Raw genomic sequence first — 22345 nt, 5'->3', positions numbered from 1 at the left:
TAAATTAAGTTAGTAAAAAAAATCGGAAGGGGGTGTAGGCACCTTCACCACTTTACCGGTGGTAATGGGCGGTGTGCCTGGTTTTACGCCGAAGAAAAAACGGGTGAGCACAAACGGTTTAATCAGCAGGTGAAAAATCAGCAGGGCAAAAAGATAGGTACTCAGGACCACAAAAGTATATCCCAGCGCGGGCGGATATTCCCGGTGCATGACAAAGGCTGCGATAATCACGACCAGCGGCTGTTGCAGGAGATAAAATGGCCAGGCAAAGAGGTTGGCGTAGTGGCGTATAGGAAGGTCCTGGTCCAGGTATTTTTTGCCGTAACCCGTCAGGCAAAACACCCAGAGGCCGGCGTGGACCGGTTCTACGAATACCGCTACCAGCGGCCCTGTGTGGCAGCGGTGACCGGCAATGACCAGAGAGACCGCCACCAGTAACAATATAAAAGAGCAACGGCGGTTGCGTTGCAGGCTGTTCATCAGCGCGGGTTGCAGCATACAACAGTAACCCAGCAGTAACAGCAGCCACCAGTACAGGATGACCAGTATATAACCGGGATATCCCAGCAGGAGACCGGCTATAAATGTTACGGCCACCGGCAGTAGTAACAGGAATATTCGTTTGCCGGCGGCGAACCACAGCAGCCGTTGCTGGAACCTGCGGGCCGAGGCGGTGCGCTGCCAGCGGAACAGCGGTATCATCAGCATCATATTGAGGGCGAGGCAAATGATCACCCAGAGGTGGTGCCAGTTAGCCGGATGTAGTGCCAGTCGTATTGCTATGGCATAGTATGACCAAAAATGGTGGCCTGTCTTCTGTTGGTCCAGGTAAATCAGTGGTGGCAGCAGGAGGAACAGGCCGGTGATGATGGGGGCCAGCAAGCGGCGTATCCATAGTAAGATCATTTTGGTGCGGCTGCGTTTCAGCGCCATATGCACGGCGGCAGCGCCTGAGATGAAGAACAGTAGCGGTATGCAACTGCTGTTGAGCATATAGTCTATTTTTTCCGGTGCGGCACCGGTGGCATGCTGTGTAAAAGGACGCGCTGCGGTAAACAGGAAAATACCGGATATCGCCACTACCCGGAGCCAGTCCAGGTAAACCAATCGACAGGATTTTGTTTGCATTTTACGGGCTGTTTTGAGCAAACCTAATCCCTGTATAGCTTTCAGACGGCCGGTTTTTGACCATCTGCAGGAATCTTTTGACCAGGTGTCATTTATTTTCGATGATCCTTTTTTCGGTGTTTATCTTCCCGTTGGTCATCTCCCTAAAAAAATATGGTACAAGATAATAACAATCAATGTTTTATGTTTTTAAACGCATATAGTCTATAGAATTAGTAGGATAATAAGATTTTTCCCTTATCTTTGTATCATTATAAAACTACGCGTGATAAAACCCCTGCTACGGATTTTTTATCAGCCATTAAAAACAGCGAGCATGTCTACCTTACACCGTTATGCAGATTATCTGCCTGAACCTATAGCTGATCAGTTTCCCAGCCCGGTAAGAAACCGGGAGCGTATCCGTCCGCTGACAGCCGGACAATTTTTCCCTGATTTTTACCTGGAAGAAGACAATGTGATTAACAGCGGGCCATTACTGCAAACAGCTACGGGTGGTACTTCCCTGCATTTGCTGACAGCCCAGCCTTTGGTAGTGGCATTTTATTCTGTGAACTGGAACGGTTACGGAGATAGGCTGATGGCTGAATTAATAGAGAAACATGCTGCCATAGAAGCTGCCGGGGCGCGTTTGCTGGTATTATCCAGCGAAGGCAAAAAGCACTTTACCGAATTTAACCGCCAGCCGCTGCCTTTTGATGTGGTGCGGGATGCACAACACCGTATTGCGCGCAAAGCTGGTATTTACCGGGAGAGCGATCCTATCTGGGGCCGTGTTGCCGGTGTAAATGCAGATGTGCCTGTTCCGGCAGTTTACCTGATTACTCCTTCCCTGGAGATTACCTACAGTTTTGCCGATACCTGGTTGCAGGATAGCTTCTCCGTTGACGCGCTGCTCGCCGTGGTGGACAAACAGTTGGCCATCAGCGCTTAATTGCGTGTATCCGTTGCAGTTGAACTATACAAATGTCCGTGTTCCGGATGTGGTATAAGCCAACCGGAACTCTTTGGGCGTACAATCTTTTTTCTTTTTGAAGATGCGGTTAAAATTGGAAATGTTGTTAAACCCGCATTTGTAGGCTATTTCATTAACGGTATGCGTGGTCTCTATCAGCATCCGTGAGGCATGTCCCAGCCTTATCTCTATCAGTGTATCCACAAACGTTTTCCCGATCCTTGCTTTGAAAAAACGGCTGAAAGCCACATCTGTCATAGCGGCGAGCTTAGCGGCTTCGTGCAGCGAGATGTTTTTATCGAAACTGTTGTTGAGATAATGCATCACCTTTTCCACACGGCGACTGTTATACGAAAATGTTTCCAGGTTGCGGAAGGTAGCATCTGAGAGGATGCGCATATTCCGGCTGGCGGACAGGTCGTGCAGGATAGACATCAGTTCCAGTACAGAATCGAAGCCTTGTTTTTGGGGCAGGTGCATCAGTCGCGGCATAATTTGCCGGGTAGTTTCAGTAGAAAACAGGATGCCGCGAAGGGAGCGTTCAAACATGTTTTTAATGAAACTCATCTGGTTGCGTTGCAGGAATTTTTCATCGAACAGGTCGCGGTGAAACTGGATCGTAATTTCTTTAATAACCCCGCCATTGTGTTTGTGGGTAAACCACCCGTGTTGCAGGTTGGGTCCTACCAATACCAGTTCCAGGTCTTCAATTTCTTCGATATGATCGCCGATAATTCGCCGGGCGCCGGGCGCGTGCTGGATAAAGTTCAGTTCAAATTCGTCGTGATAATGTAATGGGAAGTCGAAGGCTGTTTTCTCCCGGGTGAAGAGGGAAAAACAATCGCTTTGCGTTAGCGGGGTGATCTCGCGTAGTAGTTTGCTTTTCATGTACCATATTTTGGTGAACGTGGAATGTGTTGATTTTCTGCCTGTCACATCAGCAGAGATAAAAAAGCATCGATTTTTGATTGTTCCTGTAATAAAACGTAAAGCGGAATCAGGTATGTAATATTACTGATAATAGCTGATTTTTAACTGCGTTGGCGGGGGAATTTATCTGGTTTCAGGAATAAAAAAGATTATCAAAGTATAACTAAAAGATAATAAAGTATTACATAGTTGTAGAAATAAAAATCATTTTTACGGGAGATAGTAACCATGTTATGTATGCCAGCAGTGCAGGACCGGTATATTTTTCCCACGTATTGTTTGCCAACGGAATAGCCTGTTTGCGCAGGAGAAAAGGACTACAATGCACAAACAGGCTACCATTAAGAGCGCCGGAAACTTACTAACGGTATCGCCTATCCCGGATATTATCAGTTGCCAGTCATTTTGGGTTGGCAGCCCGTCACATTGGCCGCTTGGTGCAGTTGCCGTTCCAGGGTATTGCCATCTATCAACGCCCGGTGTTCAATAATCCGGTCGTCCCGGAACACAAAGGAACGGAAGCCGGTGGTAACGGCGGTCAGGCCCGTTGGTGGAATACCTCGCCACAAGCCGGTATGTTTCATTTGCATGGAGATGCGGACCATGCAATGACCGGGTTCGGCGAGGTGTTCCTCAATGATGGTTAATGGCACAAACGATGTATGTGTCAAGTCTACCCACTGTTGCAAACCGGAAATACCGGTGGGCATTCCTTCAGGAAGGGAGTAATCTTTAAAATCAGGGTGCAGAAAATCCTGTAGCCGGCTGGTATCGCCGTTGTTCCATACTGTTTGTATGAAGCGGGTTACCAGGTCTTTTTGTTCTGAGAGATTCATGTAAGATAGATTTGTTCAGCCACAAAGGTACCGGGCAATGGGCCGCGCCTGTTGTGTCAAACGTCACAAAACACGGCGGCGGATACGGCTGAGGGTTTCCCGGGAGATGCCGATATAGGAGCTGAGTTGAGTGATGGATACGCGTTGTATCAGCTCCGGCTGATGTTGCAGGATGTATTGGTAACGTTCTTCGGGGGTATGTGTCTTCAACCAGTCGGCATGTGTTTCCCCGGCAATAGCCAGCAGTTCCAGCCGTTCCCGGCCAAAAGCGGCGATGGCGGGTGATAGTTTATAAAGTCCGGCGAGCGTGTCTTTATGCCAGCGCAGCAGTACCGAGCGGGTATTGGCTTGCAGGTGATAACCGGACGGATCCTGGTTTCGCAGGCTTTTCATATTCGTGATAAAATCGCTCTCAAAGAAAAAAGCCGTATTGATCTCCCGGGTATGATGATCATAGAACGCCCTGCAGGCCCCTTTTTCCAGGAGCCAGATATGTTGACAGGTTTGTCCGGCACGCAGCAGAAAGTCACCCTGTTTGACTATGTGAATTTGAGCAGCGTTCCAAAGCTGTTCCGTTGAAATATCGTCCAGTGGCGAGTTCTGGAGGATGGAATTGTTGATACAGACGGTTGTTTTTTTCATGTGAGCGGTCGTCAAAACCTGATGATGTACGATAAAAATACTCACTAGTAGGTATTTCAACAATCATTTCCTTCACGTATCTTTGCTGACGCAGATGTATCACTGCCATTTGTTACTGTCACACAAAGCTAATACTGTTCCAACAGATCATCATATTTTTACCCCCAAAAAAGGGTCACTTTCTACAGGAAGGGGACCCTTATCCGTTTTTTATATACATTTGTTACCAGAGAGCAATACAAAATCTACAACATTACGGTTTTCCTATACACTATTTAACAGGACATGAGAACTTATTCCGTGTTATCCGAGGCTGCCAGTCTTGAAGAGAAGCTGCAGGCCCTTCAGGCCATAGAGCATGAGTTGCCGGCCGTTTTTATTGTGATGAATGTGGAGAAAGATTATGTGGAGTATATGTCTGAGAATGGGCGGCAGCAGCTGGATGTTTCCCTGGAGGAGCTCCGGGCTATGGGTCACAGCTATTATGACACTTATTTTAATCCGCATGACGTGGCCGATTATGTGCCCAAAGTAACCGCTATGCTGTCTGCTCCGGCGGAGAAAGACATGGTCGTTACCTTTTTCCAGCAGGTACGGCTGGCCCGGCATCTGGACTGGACCTGGCACCTGGGCACTACCCGTGTATTTATGCGCAACGCACGGGGTATCCCTACCCATGTACTCACCTGCGCTATTCCCATTGATCCGTTGCATCATGTGACCAGTAAGGTAAACCGGCTGCTGGAAGAGAACAATTTCCTGCGCCGTAACCAGCATATTTTTGCCGCGCTGACCAAAAGGGAGAAGGAAATCCTCCGGTTAATGGCCCTGGGGTTAAGTGCCAGCGATATAGCGGAAAAAGTACATATTTCAGAAAAAACGGCCGTCACCCATCGCCGGAATATCAAAAGCAAAATCGGCGCCCAGTCAGGGTATGACCTGACCAGCTTCGCCCAGGCCTTCGACCTGATCTGATAACAGGGTTATTTCCCGAAAAATCCATAAAAAATTAAAGCTCCGGATGAGGTCCGTATAAGGATAAATCAGTATTTTCAGGGTTGTATACCATATTTTTTCCCTGTCTGCCTGTTTTGCAGCAGACTTGTTAACCGATTATTTATGTCTTTTAAAGCAGTTCTCAACATCGACGGTGAAGAGTTAAACGTACTGGAGTGCGATTTTACCTTCAGTCAGCACACCGATCACAATGGAAAGCCAGCCGCCCGCCCCAAAGGAGGCAGCATTAATCTGAAAATTGAATCTGCCGGAGAAACACATCTTTTTGATTGGATGATCTCCAATACCCAGACTAAAAACGGCAGTATCATTTTCTTCCGTCGTGATTCCATGTCCCGGCTCAAGGAACTTCGGTTTACCGATGCCTATTGCGTAGGTTATACCGAACAGTTCAACGCAGCCAACGATCAGCCCCTGCAGATACAGCTGTCGCTGTCTGCCCGGGAGCTGAAACTCAATAACTCCGTGTATCAGAACCCCTGGCCCCTGTAAGGCTCGTAAAGAATTATAAGAGAGCAAAGGGCGCAAAGAATTTTTGCGCTTATTTGCTGATGCCGCAAGGCGCAAAAATTTTTAAGGGAGCAAAGCGCGCAGGGATATCCTGCGCGCTTTGCTCCCTTATCTCCCTTTGCGTAAGCTGCTTTGCGCCCTTGTACGAACGTCGTACCTTTGCCACTGCAGGCACACTGCAACCAGGACTATGGAAGACAAACAAGTGATTACCTACCCTAACGGCACTTTTACCGCTACCAAATGGATGTGCGATGGCATCCTCATCGGTCATGGCCTGTCCTCTTTCCGGGAACTGTTTGCTTCTCCCGCCCATAGTGATAATGATGTCATCCGGCTGCACTTCGGCCTGAGGGGCGATTACCTGTTCACCTACCAACAGCTGGGTAAAACCTACGACCTGATTGGCGGACATCATAACTTCATGTATTCCGTTCCTTTTGATATGGTAGTGGAGAACAAAACCCTGGAGCTGGAGATTTTCGGGGTACAGTTTCCCCGGGAACAGTTCCTGAGTATGACCCAGCATGGCAGTGACCACCTCAAACGTTTTGCTGATAAAGTGGCTGCCGGTCAACCGGTCATTTTTACTGAAACCTGGGGCGCCCTGGATTCCCAGATGGAACAGGTCATCTCCCAGATCCGTTTCAGCAAATATGCCGGCGATTTTCAGCGTTTGTTCCTCCTGTCCAAAAGCCTGGAGCTGCTGGTATTATCTGCCGAATCCTGTATGACCGCCGCTGAGCGGGAACCCGTTTTCCTGAAAAATAAACAGGACGCCGAAAAAATCATCGCCGTACGCGACCTGATCAATACCCGGCTGGACTCGCCCCCGAGCCTGACCGAAATAGCCCGCACGGTAGGCCTCAACGAATACAAACTAAAACGGGGTTTCAAAGAGAAATTCAATAATACTGTTTTCGGTTACCTGACTGACCAGCGGTTGCACCTGGCTCATCAATACCTGCGTGATACGGGGAAAACGGCTGCCGAAATATCCGCAGAACTGGGATATGCCACTCCACAGCATTTCAATAACGCCTTTAAGAAGAAGTTCGGCTTCACTCCGTATTCGGTTAGAAATAATCCGTAATACGCAACACGTCGCCAACCCTTTATTTTACTTTTGTCCCAGGTACAAGAGTGAAATATTCATCTACCTATAAAAAACTATTATATGGCACAAGCAAAAATCGTAAAGAACGACATCATCATCAACGCACCGGCAGCGATAGTATGGGATACCCTGGTGAATCCGGCGAAAACAAAACAATATATGTTTAACTGCGAAACCGTGTCTGACTGGCAACCCGGTAGTGAACTGCTCTGGAAAACAGTGTATGAGGGTCAGGAGCTGGTGGCGGTAAAAGGTACCATTGAAGAAATTGTTCCGGGTGAAAGGCTGGTGTATACCACTATTGATCCTAACTCCACTATTGACGATACTTCTGAGAACTATCTGAAAGTAACCTATCAGCTGTCGCCCAAAGACGGTCAGACCCTGCTGGAAGTAAGCCAGGGTGATTATTCCACGGTTGCCGAAGGGGACCGCAGATACCAGGAGGCAATGGCTGCCGGTGGTTGGTCTTCTATCCTCACAGAGATTAAAAAAGTGGCAGAAGCGAACTAAGTGACCGGTAAAAAAAGGGCTTTTACCGGAACCTGCCCTCCGTTTACCTACTCGTAGTTGCTGAACAGGGCGCTGTTTTACAATTTTGAGGTATAAACCCTTTTGTATGACACAGCTCCCAACATCTTTTCATGTTTTGATAGCCGGTGGTGGTATCAGTGGCCTGGCACTGGCGCTATTTCTGAAGAAGGCGGGCATTTCCTGCAGTATTTACGAAGCATATGGTTACAAAGCTACCATCGGCGCGGGTTTTAACATTGCGCCCAATGGCATGAACGTACTGGATGCCCTGGGGTTGGCAGAACGGGTGACGGCCGCCGGTGCGGTATCGGAAGAACTCTGTATGCGCAATGGCAAAGGGAAAGTGATTGCCAATTTGCCCAATGGTTCCATTGAAAAATATGGACAGCAAGGCGTAAGCCTCTCCCGTGCCGCCTTATACGATATCCTTTTGCAGGAACTGAAAGAGCAGGACCTCACCGTGCATTATCAAAAAAGGTTGTGCAGCATCCGCCAGGATGAAACGCAGGTTACAGCCGTATTCACCGACGGTTCACGGGTTACAGGCGATATACTGATTGGCGCTGACGGCGTACATTCCACTACGCGTCAGCTGCTTTTCCCGGATGCGCCCACCCCTGCTTTTACCGGTATGAAAAACTATGGCGGCTTTGCTCCCCTGTCTGCCCTACCGGAAATGACTACACGCGAAATCGGCAGCCTCAATTTTACTTTTGGTAACGATGGTTTCTTCGGCTACTGCGCCGCCGGCAACGGCATGGCCATGTGGTGGTCCAACCTGCCATCTGACGTGCCTTTCACCAAAGAGGAACTGGATTCCACCACGGTAGAAGAAGTAAAAGCGTTGATGGCTGCCCGTTATAAAGACTATCATGCGCCCATACCAGCGCTGATAACCCACACCGAAAAAGTGCTGAAGGTAAATGTGGCCGATATCGCTTCATTGCCTTCCTGGCATAAAGACCGGGTGCTGCTGATTGGCGATGCTGCCCATGCAGTAAGTCCCAATGCCGGCCAGGGTGCTTCCATGGCGCTGGAAGACGCTATGTACCTGGGTATGCTGCTGCGCGATGCCGGCGTAGGCTCCTACGCTGCCGCTTTCCGGAAGTTTGAAACCGACCGTAAGCCAAGAGTAGAAAAGATTGTAGCTGAAGGCAGAAGAAGAGGTAAGTCTAAAACCATTCTCCGCCCCTGGCAGGCTAAAATCCGCGACTGGATGATGGCTATTTTCATCCCGCTGTTTGCGCCTAAAAACTTCGATTGGTTGTACCGGTATAAGCTGGACTGGCAGATGAAATACTGAGGAAGAAGTGGTATCTTGCTGTTCAAACTGATGCACTATGCCTTCTCCTTCCCGTAACTGGTGGTTGCTTGCCATTGTTCTCCCCCTGCTGTTCCTGTTCGTGATGTATGGTTTGTTCAACCGGTCGTTCGGAGATTTTTTTGCTGTTATGGGGCTGGCCTTCCTGTTTGGTGTTCCTTTTGGTATGGGAGCGTTGGTAATTTACCTGTCTCCCCGTGAAAAGGTGGAGAGCCGTACTTACCGGATGCTGATGCCCTGGGTACCTATTTTGTTCTTTTTTGTAGTTACGCTGTTGTTCGCCTGGGAAGGCTGGGCATGCTGGTTGATGGCATTGCCCTTATTTATGATAGCTGCATCAGCAGGAGGCAGTGTTGCCGGTTATTATAAGCGGAGAAATGATAAAAAACGGGAACGGATATACGTTTCTGTATTGGCTTTACTGCCGTTGGTCATCTCTCCGGTAGAACAGCTGATTGGTAAGATTCCCGGGCAATACAAGGCGTATACTTATATAGACATCCACGCCAGCAAGGAAAACATCTGGAAAAACGTGACCCGTGTGGGAGCAATCGCAGCCACACAGGATAAGGGATGGTTTACCCGTATGCTGGGTTTCCCACGCCCTATCAAAGCCGAACTGAATTACGAAGGCGTAGGCGCCTATCGTAAAGCGATATTTGACAAAGGATTAATATTTGATGAGAAGGTTACTGCGTATAACCATCAGCGTAGTATGAGTTTCACTATTCATGCAGACCCTTACAATATCCCTTCCACCACCATGGATGAACATGTGGTGATTGGCGGGGAATATTTTGATGTGCTGAATGGGACCTATGAGCTGGAACCATTGTCCAACGGTAATTACAGGCTACACCTCTATAGCCATTTTAAGTTACATACTACCTTTAATTTTTATGCCAGCTGGTGGGCATCATGGATTATGAAAGATATCCAAAACAATATCCTGCAGGTGATCCGGCAGCGGGCCGAATCGGGCTTACCAGAAAACCGTATATAGGGCCGTCAGAATACCGGTGATGATCACCGAACCCACAATAAACCCGGGCGTGGTGCGGAACATGGACTTGTCTATTTCCAGTGCGTGTTGGCCGGCCTCTTTCGCAGGACGGGTGATACTGATGATGATCATCAATATCACGATGAGCACAAAAGTGATGGACATGCGGTCGAGGAACGGGTAGTCCGGGAAAGCGCCGTTTGTCCATGCCGGCAGGAATTTCAACACCGTAGAAATGGGGATGGTAAGCAACGCGCCTGTGAGGGCAGCGCCGGCGGTGGTACGTTTCCAGAAGAAACCGAGCAGGAAAATAGCCAGTACGCCGGGAGAAATAAAACCGACGTATTCCTGGATAAACTGATAGGCCTGGTCCAGTGAACGCAGCGATGGCGTTACAATAGCCGCCAGCAGCATCGCAATGATCACCGCCCAGCGGCCTACATTCACCAGTTGTTTTTCACTGGCTTCCCGGTTGAAATATTTTTGATAAATATCCAGTGAGAATATAGTGGAGATACTATTGGCTTTTCCTGCAAGAGAGGCCACGATGGCGGCTGTCAGCGCTGCGAAAGCAACGCCTTTTAACCCCGGTGGCAACAGGTTCATCAGCGTAGGATAGGCATGGTCCGGTTTCACCACGCCGGCAGCATCCGTCATTTCCTGCTGGAACATCCCGTTCTTATGCAGTACAAACATTACGATACCGGGAAGTACCGCAATCACCGGTACCAGTAATTTCAGGAAGGCGGCAAATAAAATGCCTTTGCGGGCCGTCTGTAAACTGGCGCCCAGTGCGCGTTGCGTGATGTATTGGTTACAGCCCCAATAGGCCAGGTTGTTGATCCACATACCGCCTATTAATACAGATAAACCCGGCAGGTCTTTGTAATAGGGATGGTCGCTGTGGAAGATCATATGAAAATGTGAGGGCGCTTCTCTACGCAGTACTGATAAGCCTTTCAGGATATGGCTGCCATAGCCGAATTTTTCTGACAGCAGGGTGAGTGCCAGGTAGGTCGTTACCAGTCCGCCGATAATCAGTACTGCTACCTGTACCACATCGGTATAGCCGATTACTTTCATGCCGCCGAGCGTTACAATCACAGAGAACACGCAGAGGCCGGCAATGCACCATTCAAAGGGGATGGAGGAAATGGAAGCAATCGCCAGGGCACCCAGGTAGATGATAGAAGTAAGGTTCACAAATACGTACACCAGCAACCAGAATACCGCCATGACAGTACTGACTTTGTCATTGTACCTTTTGGCGAGGAACTGTGGCATCGTGTATATCTTGTTTTTCAGATAGAGCGGGATAAAAAATACCGCTACGATGATCAGGGTAGCTGCGGCCATCCACTCATAGGTGGAAATAGCCAGGCCGAGGGCGAAGCCGGAGCCTGACATGCCGATAAAATGTTCCGCTGAAATATTGGATGCAATGAGAGAGGCGCCGATAGCCCACCAGGTCAAGGAACCCTCCGCCAGGAAAAAATCTTTGGAGCTGGTGGCGGCTGATTTTTTACGATGATACACATAGTACCCGTAGGTGGCGATAGCAATAAAGTAGATGAAAAAGACGATGTAATCCGCTTGTTGCAGCTTATTCATGTGGTGGATGGGTGGAATTTATAAAGTTGGTTGATAAGATACATCAATTGCTGCGATCCCCCAAGCGGGGGATCTTGTCCGGTGGCAGCAACAAACGGAGGTTTTTCAAAAATAGTCAGAACTTCAGGGTAGCCGGGAGGTATTTGGCCACGAGATCTTCGTAATAAGGACGAAGTTTATTCCAGTCCGGTGGCACCGGATTTTTGGAATAGAGATCATACGGGTTGAAGAGTTTCACCCATTTGAGCATTTCGCGGTCATGATCATCCAACAGATAATCGTAGGCGCCTTCCCGGTGCCAGGCATAGAAAGAGTGGTAACGCAGCATGTAGAGGCCGGATTCCGGCAGATGGTCTTTCATCATCTGGTACACGTATTCATCGTGGCCCCAGGACATATGTACATTACGCAGGCCGCAACCACGCTGATAAACGCCGGTACCTTCCTGGTACTCCGCGTGCTGATAGTCCGGATTATTACGGAAGTATTCCGGATAAACGACTTTATCTGAATAAGGACATCCTACCGGGAAAGTATCCCCTACCACGGCCCATTGCGGTTCGCCGAAGAGGCATAACACTTTGCCCATGTCGTGCATGAGCCCTGTGAGCACCATCCAGTCGGGGTGTCCATCGTTGCGGATCGCTTCCGATGTTTGCAGCAGGTGCTGAAACTGGTCAAGGTCGGTATCCGGATCGGAATCGTCTACCAACTGGTTCAGGAAATCGAAAGCAGACCATACCGGCATTTCTTTTTTATTGAACTGCAGGTAATCGGCTCTTTTCTGTTGCACAAAATCATAGGTCTGGTAGGTATGATTGAGCCGGTAGAATTCGCGGACAGTATCCCTTTCCGGGGCATCGTAGTTCCGGTATTCCTCCACAGTTTTGGAGGTGGCGATACTTTCAGGAGTGGGATACCGTTGTAATACGGCATCTTCCCATTGATCGAGGCTTGTTAAAGGATTCACTTCTTTTTCAGTGAAGGAAGGCTGTTTGTTGTCCATAGCAAGCTGTTTTAAGGCTGACTTAAATTTCGGCTATTTTAACAGGATTATAGGTATACACCGGGAGTTTTATTTACGAAACCGGTTTCGTAGATTTATTGACCATGAAAAATGTGAATATCAGGGCGTTGGCCCGGGAGTTGAAGCTTTCGTTATCCACTGTTTCCAAGGCGTTGCGCGACAGTTATGAGATCAGTGCAGCTACCAAGGAGCGGGTACGGGCGCTGGCAGCGGAATGGAATTATATTCCCAATGCTTATGCCAGCAGTCTTCGTGGGCGTAAGAGCAAAAATATCGCAGTAGTGTTGCCCGAGGTGGCAGACAGTTTCTTTTCCATCGCTATTAACGGTATCGAGGCGGCCGTGAAGCCGAAAGGATATCACGTGATCATCTACCTCACCCACGAAAGTTACGACGGAGAAGCGGCTATATTAAAAGATTTTCAGAGTGGCCGGGTAGATGGAGTGCTGTTATCGGTTTCCCGGGAAACTACCCGCACTGATCATGTGCAGGAACTGATGGACAAAGAGGTACCGGTCGTGTTTTTTGACCGCGTACTGGAAACCCTGGCAGCGCCCAAGGTCGTGACGGATGATGCCGAGAGCGCCTATAAAGCCACCACGCACCTGCTATCGCAGGGATGCCGGGAAATCGCCTACCTCGGTATCTCCGAAGACCTGTATATCTGCCGTCAGCGTATGGAAGGCTACCGCCAGGCGCTGCGCGATCACCAGCTACCGGTGCAGCCACGCAATATCCTCACCTGTGCTGCCGATGCTACCCGCAATTTCCAGCTGGTCAAAAAATTGTTGCAACGCGCTAATAGGCCGGATGGTATCGTGGCTTCCGTGGAAAAGCTGACCACTACCGTGTATCAGGTCTGTCAGCAGTTACAATTGCATATGCCCGGCGATGTGAAGCTGGTTTGTTTTTCCAACCTGGAAATCGCTACCATCCTGCAGCCTTCTCTTACAACGATTACACAACCCGCATTTGAAATGGGCAAAACTGCCGCGGAGATGCTGGTGAAAATACTGGAGAAGAAGGTGCTAACGGAGAAGGATATACGGGTGGTGATTCCTTCGGAGTTGGTGGTGAGAGGGTCGAGCGGGGTGAAGTAGCGTTTTTATTTTATTGATTATCAATAGATTTTTGGTGTAAGCAAATTTGCTTATATTTGATATATGTTACAAGATTTATCCATATTAAAGGGCATTCATCCGGGGTTGGTACTGGAAATGGAACTGAAGCACAGAAAGCTTTCGAAGCGGCCTTTTGCGCTTTCCATTAATGAGCATCCCCAGACATTGGGTGCCATTACAAAGGGAAAGCGAAGTATGAATACGGCGCTCGCATTGAAAATAGAACATGCATTAGGGTTGGAAGAAGGATACTTTATGATGTTGCAGGTATATTATGAAATCAAGGAAGAAAAACGAAAACAGCATATTGATATTCATCCTGATTTATCCAAACTGCGGCCAATACTCTTTTGGGATACGAAAATAGAGACTATTGACTGGCAGCAGATGAAAAGAGCGGTCATTCAACGTGTTTTTGAACGCGGAAATGAAACGGAAAAGGCAGAAATTATCCGTTTTTATGGTAGGGATATCGTAGAGAAATATCTTCAAAAGCAAAATTGAAATGCCACATAAACTATACTGGAATACTGTTAATCCCCTGTTGAAGCACACTCTTCGCCAATTGATGAATTGTGAGATTTTTGATGCTTTTAGATTGGTAGGTAGAACAGCTTTGAGTTTACAACTAGGGCATAGAATATCTGTTGATATAGATCTTTTTACGGACAGCCCATATTCTTCCATTGATTTTAAGGAGATAGATCGCTATTTGAGGAATAATTTCTCTTATGTATCAGATTCCGGAATTGATATTATAGCAATGGGATCATCCTATAATGTAGGCGAGAATGAAAGAGATGCTGTCAAAATTGATTTATATTATACTGACACATTCATTCAGCCTGCTTATATAGTTGAAGGTATAAGAATGGCAACTGTGGAAGAAATTATAGCGATGAAGATGGATGTGGTACAACGCGGGGCACGGAAAAAAGATTTTTGGGACTTACATGAGGTGATGGACAGATATTCATTGGACCAGATGATAAAATTACATCAGGAACGATATCCGTATAGTCATGATGAAAAATTAATTCGCTTAAATATCCGCTCCTTTGAAATGGCTGATGAAGATTTTGACCCTGTTTGTTTAAGAGATAAACACTGGGAATTGATTAAGTATGAAATCGTCCATTTTTTAACCTGATATCAGGCTAATGGCATCTAACCCACCGTAACCAATGCAACAACTAATAGCCTACATCCACTCCCTGACTACTTTTTCCGATGACAACTGGCAACACTTACTACCAGCGCTTTCTGTACAGTATTTCCACAAGGATGACTACCTGCTGAAGGCTGGCGAGGTGTGTAACGCGCTGTATTTTATCTGCCGGGGGTATTGCCGTGCTTACTATGACAAAGACGGTGTGGATATCAATACCGATTTTTTCTTTGAGCAGGATATTGCCACCAATATCAACAGTTATGGCCGCCGGGAAAAATCGGCTTTTGCGATACAGGCCTGTGAATCGCTGGAAGTGGTGCGGTTCGACAGGGAACTGTTATTGTCTGCCGCAGCACGTGATCCGCAAATAGAAACCCTGGGACGCCTTTGCCTGCAACGTATTGCTGCAAGGCAGGAAAAACATACGGCTTTGTTTAAACTGATGAGTGCGCAGGAACGGTACGAGTACCTGGAACAGACTTATCCGGAGATGTTGCAGCGGGTGTCGCTTTCACAGTTATCATCTTTCCTGGGCGTTGCCCGGGAAACGTTGAGCCGTATCCGTAGCCGGCGGCAGTCCTGAGCTTTTGTGACGATCGTCACAGGATAGATTGCTTCAGCGGTCCGACTTTTGCATGCAGATAAAAAAATGAAATGATGGCACAATCAGGAAAAACAGTGGAACAGTTCCTCACAGCGCTCAACAACGAAGATATGACAGCGGCCCGGGCATTGCTGGCGGATGATTTTAAATTTGTGGGCGTATTAGGCTCCCGTGATGGAGCAGACGTATACATAGCAGATATGGGGCGTATGAAGATGAAATACACCATTCATAAGGTATTTGAAGAGGACGACGATGTATGCGTATTATGCGATTATATCATGGGTGATAAAACCGTCTTTGGCTGCAGCTGGTATCAGCTGAAAGAAGGGAAAATCTCTTCCCTGAGGGTAGTATTTGATCCCAGACCATTATTGTAAACCATCCCGGAGTTAAGTCTCCGGGATTGATAATCAAATAAATAAATTTGATTATTTTATTTATGTAGCGTTTTCTCCAAAAAAAACTTTCCTGGCCGTAGGGTACCATTCCTGTTTGGGTACTTGTAAGCAGGCTATGGATAAAAATACCTTTCAAGAACTTGTCAACCGTTATCTGGATGGCACGGCTACTCCCGCAGAGCGGGCGCTGGTAGATCGCTATTGCGAGCACCTGGAGACTGACGGGGAGTCGGAGCTGGGGCCGGACGCCGAAGCCGTGCTGCAGCTGGTCATGTATGAACGTATTATGCGGCGGGTACAGGCGCCCCCGAAACGTTCCTACCGGTGGGCCTATGCCGCCGCAGCAGCCGTATTGGTGCTGGTGGTGGCGGGTGTAGCGCTGTTTCCCCGCAAACAGGCGCCGGTGGTGGCAGAGAAATCGGTTTTCCGCAACGACCTGAACCCGGGCGGTAATAAGGCGACACTCACACTGGGTAACGGTACCATCATCGCACTGGATGATATCGTGACCGATACCTTAACACCACAAGGCGGCAGTAAAATTACCGGTAGCGGCAAGGGCCAGCTGGCTTATGAGGCCCAGCCCGGCGCTGTGCAACAGGTAGTATACAATACGCTTACCACACCGGCCGGCGGTCAGTTCCGTCTTACCCTGCCGGATGGCAGTAAGGTATGGCTCAATGCCGCTTCTTCAATTACTTTCCCTACCGCCTTTACCGGCGCCGACCGTACGGTGGAGCTGAAAGGCGAAGCCTACCTGGAAGTGAGCCGTAACCCGCAACAACCGTTTAAAGTAAAAGTCCGCGATATGGAAGTCGCGGTACTGGGTACCCATTTTAACGTCAATGCCTATACCGATGAAGCGGCTATCCGCACCACGCTGTTGGAAGGATCCGTGCGTGTGAACAACGGCGGGCAGGCCTATACGCTGAAACCCGGTCAGCAGGCGCAACTGCAGTCTAACGGCCAGTTTTCCCTTCTCAATGATGTAGCTACTGAAGATATCACCGCCTGGAAAGACGGGCAGTTCGCTTTTAATGATGCCGATATACGCACGGTCATGCGCCAGGTAGCACGCTGGTACGGGGCTGAAGTGGTATACGAAGGAAACGTTACGCATCACTTTATGGGTAATATTCCCCGTGATGTGCCGGTATCCCGGTTGTTGAAAATGCTGGAGCTGACAGGCCGTGTGTCTTTTGTGGTAGAGGGAAACAAAATTATCGTCAAACCTTAAAGCAAAAACCAATCAATATCTGCCCGAAAAAAAATGGCCAGAGATATTCGCAGTATCCCTGGCCGGTGGGCAACTTTAAAATGTCCTGTTAGAAATTTTATTTATCACCCAAAATCAAATGTATGATTTTAAGAGCTTGGTTCCAAGACCAGCGTGGTACCCTGTACCCGTCAGCTTATGAGCCCTCCGGCAGGTATCCGGCCCGGAGTAAAATGTGGAAGATTATGAAACTAACTGTCATGTTACTGCTGGCTGCTCTTATGCAGGTGAGCGCAAGCTCTTTTGCTCAGACAGTAACGCTTTCTGTTAAGAAAGCACCACTCAACAGCGTTTTTAGGGAGATGCAACAACAAACAGGTTATTCTTTCCTGTATTCGAAAGAGGACCTGCAACAGACCAGCCATGTCAGTCTCGATGTAAAAAATGCACCGCTGGCGACCGCACTGCAACAGTGTTTTAAAGACCAGCCGCTCACTTTTACGATCGTGGATAAAGTGGTGATCATCAAAAGAGAAAAAACAGCTACAGCGGCGCCGTTGGCGGTAGAAACCATAGCAGCCCTGCCCATTACCGGTACGGTGACGGACAGCGCGGGTACGCCGTTACCCGGTGCTTCCATCGTGATTAAGGGAACCACCAAATCCACTATTTCAGACGTAGACGGCCGGTTTAACATCGATGCCAAACCAGGTGAGGTGCTGGTGATCCGTTATGTGGGGTTCAACAACCAGGAAATAACCATTGGTAAAAGCAGCAGTATACAAGTTAAGCTGGAACAGCTTTCTAACCGCCTCACCGGTATCTCTGTGGTAAGCACCGGTTATCAGACGATCTCTAAAGAACGTGCCCCTGGCTCTTATGCGACGATCTCTGCCGACGATATGAAAGGCAGAATGCAAACAGGCATATTAGACCGTATCGAAGGTATGGCTGCCGGTATGACTTCTTACAAAGGAAAACAACAGATCCGCGGGGTGTCTACTTTAAGCTCGCAAACAGCTCCCCTGTATGTGATAGACGGGATGCCTTTTGAAGGCGACAGTGCGGTGATCAACCCCTCTGATATTGCTACCATTACAGTGCTGAAAGACGCTACTGCGGCTTCTATCTACGGCGCCCGCGCTGCGAACGGGGTGATTGTGATGACAACGAAACAAGGCAAACCCGGCGCTATGAGAGTTTCTTATAACAACTCTTTTAAGTTTACGCCACTGCCTTCCAGGGGATATAGCAACCTGATGTCCAGCGCTGAACTGGTCGATTTCCAACGGGAGATGTTTAACTACCGGTCCAATGATTATAATTCCATCAATCCCCGTAAGGGAATGAACGATGTGTACCGGTTGTTATACGAACGTAAAGGCAATAAAATTACAGAAGATCAGTTACAGGATGCGCTGAACGTATACCGCAACAATGATCGCTACCGCCAGATGAAGGATGAATTGCTCCGCCAGGCAGCGATGACGCAGCAACACAGCCTGGCGTTTTCCGGCGGCAGCGAGAAATACCGGTATAACCTCTCTGTTAATTACCTGGGTACCAGTCCGTATGAAAAGAACCAGCAATCGCAGCGTTTCGGATATAATCTCCGTAATTCATTCAACTTCACGAAATGGATGCGTGTGGATGTTGGGGTGTTAGGTAGCAGTATCAAAGAAGATTATGACAACGGGTTTTTGGGGATGGATAACTATAACAGAGGGAAAGCGTCTTATTATATGTTACGTGATCCGAACGGGCAACCTGCACAATGGTATCTGACTAAATCACAATTTGAAATTGATCGTTTGAATAGTCTGGGATTACAGGATGAAACCTATCGTCCGTTGGAAGAGGTGAACAGACAGCACTATACGAGAAAAGGTAATTATCTGAATCTCAACATTGGCGCTAACTTCAGGATTGCCAACGGTCTGACGCTGGATGTGCGTTACCAGGCAGAACGGATGGATACCACTATTCAACAATTGTATCGTAAGAATGCAAATGTGGTGACGAAGATGATTAATGATGCTACTCCTCAAGGTAGTGCCTTATCGCCAATCCCGCTGGGTGGCCAGTTTGATGAGTGGAGGACGAGTGCCAATACCAACATGCTGCGCTTACAATTGAATTACAATAAACTGATTGGTGAAGATCATGAGATCCAGGCATTAGCTGGTGCTGAGCGCCGCCAGGTACGCAGAACCGCTACCAATATCTACAAATATGGGTATGATGAGTTTAGCCTCAATTACAAACCACTGAATGAGCGTGATCTGGTCTTGTTACAAAGAGGTGTGGAAGCTGTTGATGATGTCTTTTACCTGGATAGAAAAGAAAAAGGATTCCGCGATCAGGAAGACCGGTTTGTTTCTTTCTATGGTAATGGTTCGTATACCTATAAACGTAAGTTGACCGCTTCCGGTAGTATCAGAATGGATCAATCGAATCTGTTCGGTACAGATCCAAAATACCAATATAAACCCATGTGGTCTGCCGGATTGCTGTATGTGATAACAGATGGCGAAGATATCAGCTGGCTGGACCGCCTGGCGGTGCGTACCACTTATGGTATCAACGCGAATATTCCGAAGGATGCCGGACCGTATATGATTACCATGGATAATGGGAATAATAACCTGACCAATGAATCACAGGCCTATGTATATAGTCCGCCTAATGCCGGGTTACGTTGGGAAAAAACCAAAGTCACCAATATCGGTATCGATTTCAGTACCTTCTCCGGTAAACTGACGGGCTCTGTTGATTTTTACAATAAAAATACTTCAGACCTGTTGGGCAGAATGAAGGCGGATCCAACTACGGGCTGGAGTTATTATGTTGTCAATTATGGCAGCATGTACAACCGTGGTGTAGACCTGACATTGACCAGTACCAATGTCAATACGAAGGATTTCCGCTGGAACACCACCTTTAATTTCAACTATAACAAAAATGAACTGACCAGACTCGACGTATCAGATAATTCAATGTATGGTTATGTGTATGATATTCAGCGCCGCCGGGGCGTTCCAATGGATGCATTGTACAGCGTACGTTATGCAGGGCTGGATGCCACCGGTAAACCACAGGCATATACCAAAGATGGAAAAATCGTAAAATCACTGGCAGACCTTTCTATCAGCGATCTGGTGTACAGCGGTACAACTGTGCCTCCTTATTCTGCATCCTTGCAGAATACCTTGCGCTACAAAGACTTTGACCTGTTTTTTATGTTTATCTATTATGGAGGAAATGTGATGAGAGATGTAGTGGCGCCTTATCTGACGAAGTTCCCGGAGTTGAACTATACGAGCAATATGGACCGGTTGGCACTTAATTACTGGAAAAAGCCGGGAGATGAACAAAATCCTGATATCGCACCAGGCTATTTAAGTTCGGCTTCTACTAATTTCACTGCTTTATGGGATGCGGCGGACACGCATGTCAGCAAAGCCTCCTATATCAAATTGCGTGATGTGACGCTGAGTTATAATCTGCCGGCGAGCCTGCTGAAAAAGGCTTTTATACAAAGTATGCGCGTGAGTTTCCAGGTACAGAACCTTTGGCGCTGGTCTGCGAACGAACAAAACCTGGACCCTGAAGTATGGGCGGGTAATAAGTTTGGCGCCTTCACAAGAGGCCAGTTGATACCTCCCAGCTATACGATTGGGGTAAATGTTAATTTCTAAACGGAACAAACATGAAGAAAATATTTATTCTTATAATGGCAGGTATGTCGCTGGCAACATTGCCCGCCTGCAATAAATACCTGGACATAAAACCGAAGGGGTATACTATTCCCGAGTATTTTGAGGACTATCAAAAGTTGTTCAATAGCCAGGTGCTGGTCGGCGCTGTTGCTGCTTACCCTGGACTTATGACGGATGATGTGATCGCAGGGGACGATATGGATGTTAACTCACACGCTTCCTATTCATTTCTGAATCAGTATAAACGTAACATCTATAGTTTCGTTCCAGGTCAGGTATTTGAACAGAATGAGAAGGACCAGCAATGGGAGCCTTCCTACTCCAATATCTTTGTCTACAACACCATCATTAACAATGTGATGGCGGTGAAAGATGCTTCTGAACAGGAAAAAATCCGGCTACGCGCCGATGCGCAGATAGCACGCGCCTTTGAATACCTGACATTGGTAAATCTCTATGCAGAACAATATGACCCCGCTACCGCATCTTCTGCCCTCGGTGTTCCGTTAGTATTGTCTGAAGATATTAACCTGCCTTATGAAAGAAAGAGCATAGCAGCTATTTACACACAGATTAAGCAGGATATTGAAGAAGCTATGCCTAACCTGCAGGAAAAGGTGCTGTTTAATTCGAAGCCCTCAAAAAGTGCCGCATACGGTTTTTTGAGCCGGGTGAATCTGTATATGGGTGATTACAAGGCTGCGCTGGAGAATGCCAATAAAGCGCTGGAACAAAATAACTTACTGTTAAACTACGCCGGTTATGCTACAAAAAAGGGTACCTGGGGACGTGTTTATAACCCGGCAGACAGTTCCAGCTTCCCTGATGGTTACCTCGACAAAGAGACTATCTGGTTGAGAACAGGCGGATCTTCCTCCGGACATCTTTTTGAAGAAGTATATGCCAGTGCCGACCTGATCAGCGTATTTAAGAAAGATCTGCCAACCGGAGCAGTGGATAAACGTTTTAACCTGTTCTATTGCGACGGTGTATCCAATACAGGCAGCAAGGAAATACTATTCCCGGGCCGCGTTTTGTGGGCGCCGTGGATAGACTTCAACCTGGGCTTTGGTACACCGGAATTATACCTGAACGCCGCGGAAAGCGAAGCCAGAATCGGCAGCAAAGACAGAGCGCTCCAACTGATCAATACCCTGCGTAACAGCCGTATTACCAATAATCAACCCCTGGTGGCCGCTGATAATGAAGCCGCGCTCCGGCTGGTGCTGGAAGAACGCAGAAGGGAACTGGCTTTCAGAGGATACAGCCGTCTGGCAGATCTGAAACGCCTGAACAAAGATGCCCGTTTTGCCAAAACAATCACCCATACACATAATGGTCAAACTTTTACACTGCCGGCTAACGACAAACGTTACATTTTCCCGGTGCCGCCAAATGTGTTAGCCATCAACCCGGGTATTCCACAATACGAACGTTAATTTTTTACTGCCCGGAGATGCCTGCATCTCCGGGACAACGACT

At 47.9% G+C, this 22345-nt stretch carries 21 protein-coding genes; 15 read left to right on the top strand and 6 right to left on the bottom strand.

From position 1 onward, the window contains the following. Positions 1-9 precede the first annotated feature (9 nt). Complete coding sequence (locus ICL07_RS12640; protein ID WP_188088265.1) at positions 10-1128, bottom strand: acyltransferase family protein; 1119 nt, start codon at positions 1126-1128, stop codon at positions 10-12. A 316-nt stretch (positions 1129-1444) separates the two neighbouring features. On the opposite strand from ICL07_RS12640, the gene ICL07_RS12635 reads away from it, so the two are divergent. Beyond that, entirely contained in the window at positions 1445-2062 is a 618-nt protein-coding gene (locus ICL07_RS12635) for a redoxin domain-containing protein (protein ID WP_188088264.1), read from the top strand. Between the two features lie 24 nt (positions 2063-2086). Here ICL07_RS12635 and ICL07_RS12630 read toward each other — a convergent pair whose 3' ends face one another. The 3 genes from ICL07_RS12630 to ICL07_RS12620 all read right to left on the bottom strand — a co-directional run bounded on the left by ICL07_RS12630 (position 2087) and on the right by ICL07_RS12620 (position 4491). Beyond that, positions 2087-2971 (bottom strand): helix-turn-helix transcriptional regulator, encoded by an 885-nt coding sequence (locus tag ICL07_RS12630; RefSeq protein WP_188088263.1) that lies wholly within the window; start codon positions 2969-2971, stop codon positions 2087-2089. Positions 2972-3402: 431 nt separating this feature from the next. Continuing rightward, the gene (locus ICL07_RS12625) at positions 3403-3849 is read right to left on the bottom strand and encodes an ester cyclase (RefSeq protein WP_188088262.1); all 447 of its coding nucleotides are present in this window, start codon (positions 3847-3849) and stop codon (positions 3403-3405) included. 63 nt (positions 3850-3912) lie between these two features. Further along, complete coding sequence (locus ICL07_RS12620) at positions 3913-4491, bottom strand: Crp/Fnr family transcriptional regulator (protein WP_188088261.1); 579 nt, start codon at positions 4489-4491, stop codon at positions 3913-3915. A gap of 285 nt (positions 4492-4776) precedes the next feature. On the opposite strand from ICL07_RS12620, the gene ICL07_RS12615 reads away from it, so the two are divergent. The 6 genes from ICL07_RS12615 (at position 4777) to ICL07_RS12590 (ending at position 9993) form a co-directional block, all read left to right on the top strand. Then, positions 4777-5466 (top strand): helix-turn-helix transcriptional regulator, encoded by a 690-nt coding sequence (locus tag ICL07_RS12615; protein ID WP_188088260.1) that lies wholly within the window; start codon positions 4777-4779, stop codon positions 5464-5466. Positions 5467-5610: 144 nt separating this feature from the next. Further along, entirely contained in the window at positions 5611-6000 is a 390-nt protein-coding gene (gene tssD, locus ICL07_RS12610) for a type VI secretion system tube protein TssD (protein WP_188088259.1), read from the top strand. 208 nt (positions 6001-6208) lie between these two features. Then, a complete protein-coding gene (locus ICL07_RS12605; RefSeq protein ID WP_188088258.1) occupies positions 6209-7111 on the top strand; it encodes a helix-turn-helix domain-containing protein in 903 nt (300 codons plus the stop codon). A gap of 84 nt (positions 7112-7195) precedes the next feature. Beyond that, positions 7196-7648: an SRPBCC family protein gene (locus tag ICL07_RS12600; protein WP_188088257.1), complete on the top strand. Its 453-nt coding sequence runs from the start codon at positions 7196-7198 to the stop codon at positions 7646-7648. Between the two features lie 106 nt (positions 7649-7754). Then, positions 7755-8972, top strand: coding sequence for an FAD-dependent oxidoreductase (locus tag ICL07_RS12595; RefSeq protein ID WP_188088256.1), 1218 nt, complete (start codon positions 7755-7757; stop codon positions 8970-8972). 37 nt (positions 8973-9009) lie between these two features. Next, positions 9010-9993 carry an APC family permease gene (locus ICL07_RS12590; RefSeq protein ID WP_188088255.1) on the top strand — a complete coding sequence of 328 codons (984 nt, stop codon included), beginning with the start codon at positions 9010-9012 and terminating at the stop codon, positions 9991-9993. Here the strand turns inward: ICL07_RS12590 and ICL07_RS12585 are convergent. Together ICL07_RS12585 and ICL07_RS12580 are read right to left on the bottom strand one after the other, a co-directional pair. After that, entirely contained in the window at positions 9973-11604 is a 1632-nt protein-coding gene (locus ICL07_RS12585; protein ID WP_188088254.1) for a sodium/sugar symporter, read from the bottom strand. The two genes, ICL07_RS12590 and ICL07_RS12585, sit on opposite strands and share 21 nt — an antisense overlap. A gap of 115 nt (positions 11605-11719) precedes the next feature. Beyond that, on the bottom strand, positions 11720-12610 hold the full coding sequence (locus tag ICL07_RS12580) for an inositol oxygenase family protein (protein WP_188088253.1): 891 nt from the start codon (positions 12608-12610) through the stop codon (positions 11720-11722). 104 nt (positions 12611-12714) lie between these two features. On the opposite strand from ICL07_RS12580, the gene ICL07_RS12575 reads away from it, so the two are divergent. The 8 genes from ICL07_RS12575 to ICL07_RS12540 all read left to right on the top strand — a co-directional run bounded on the left by ICL07_RS12575 (position 12715) and on the right by ICL07_RS12540 (position 22302). Then, positions 12715-13731: a LacI family DNA-binding transcriptional regulator gene (locus tag ICL07_RS12575; RefSeq protein WP_188088252.1), complete on the top strand. Its 1017-nt coding sequence runs from the start codon at positions 12715-12717 to the stop codon at positions 13729-13731. Positions 13732-13794: 63 nt separating this feature from the next. Beyond that, positions 13795-14256: a helix-turn-helix transcriptional regulator gene (locus tag ICL07_RS12570; RefSeq protein WP_188088251.1), complete on the top strand. Its 462-nt coding sequence runs from the start codon at positions 13795-13797 to the stop codon at positions 14254-14256. Position 14257: 1 nt separating this feature from the next. Further along, positions 14258-14902, top strand: a complete 645-nt coding sequence (locus ICL07_RS12565) for a nucleotidyl transferase AbiEii/AbiGii toxin family protein (RefSeq protein WP_188088250.1) — start codon at positions 14258-14260, stop codon at positions 14900-14902. Between the two features lie 34 nt (positions 14903-14936). Next, positions 14937-15506 carry a Crp/Fnr family transcriptional regulator gene (locus ICL07_RS12560; RefSeq protein WP_188088249.1) on the top strand — a complete coding sequence of 190 codons (570 nt, stop codon included), beginning with the start codon at positions 14937-14939 and terminating at the stop codon, positions 15504-15506. Positions 15507-15577: 71 nt separating this feature from the next. Next, entirely contained in the window at positions 15578-15907 is a 330-nt protein-coding gene (locus ICL07_RS12555; RefSeq protein WP_223151825.1) for a nuclear transport factor 2 family protein, read from the top strand. Between the two features lie 136 nt (positions 15908-16043). Further along, a complete protein-coding gene (locus ICL07_RS12550) occupies positions 16044-17165 on the top strand; it encodes a FecR family protein (RefSeq protein ID WP_188088248.1) in 1122 nt (373 codons plus the stop codon). Between the two features lie 224 nt (positions 17166-17389). Then, entirely contained in the window at positions 17390-20842 is a 3453-nt protein-coding gene (locus ICL07_RS12545) for a SusC/RagA family TonB-linked outer membrane protein (RefSeq protein WP_188088247.1), read from the top strand. Positions 20843-20853: 11 nt separating this feature from the next. Beyond that, entirely contained in the window at positions 20854-22302 is a 1449-nt protein-coding gene (locus ICL07_RS12540) for a RagB/SusD family nutrient uptake outer membrane protein (protein WP_188088246.1), read from the top strand. Positions 22303-22345 lie beyond the last annotated feature (43 nt).

The sequence above is a fragment of the Chitinophaga qingshengii genome (assembly GCF_014529935.1).
GTDB lineage: Bacteria > Bacteroidota > Bacteroidia > Chitinophagales > Chitinophagaceae > Chitinophaga > Chitinophaga qingshengii.
The sequence above is the reverse complement of the archived record's forward strand: the minus strand, read 5'-3'. Positions and strand labels throughout refer to the sequence as shown.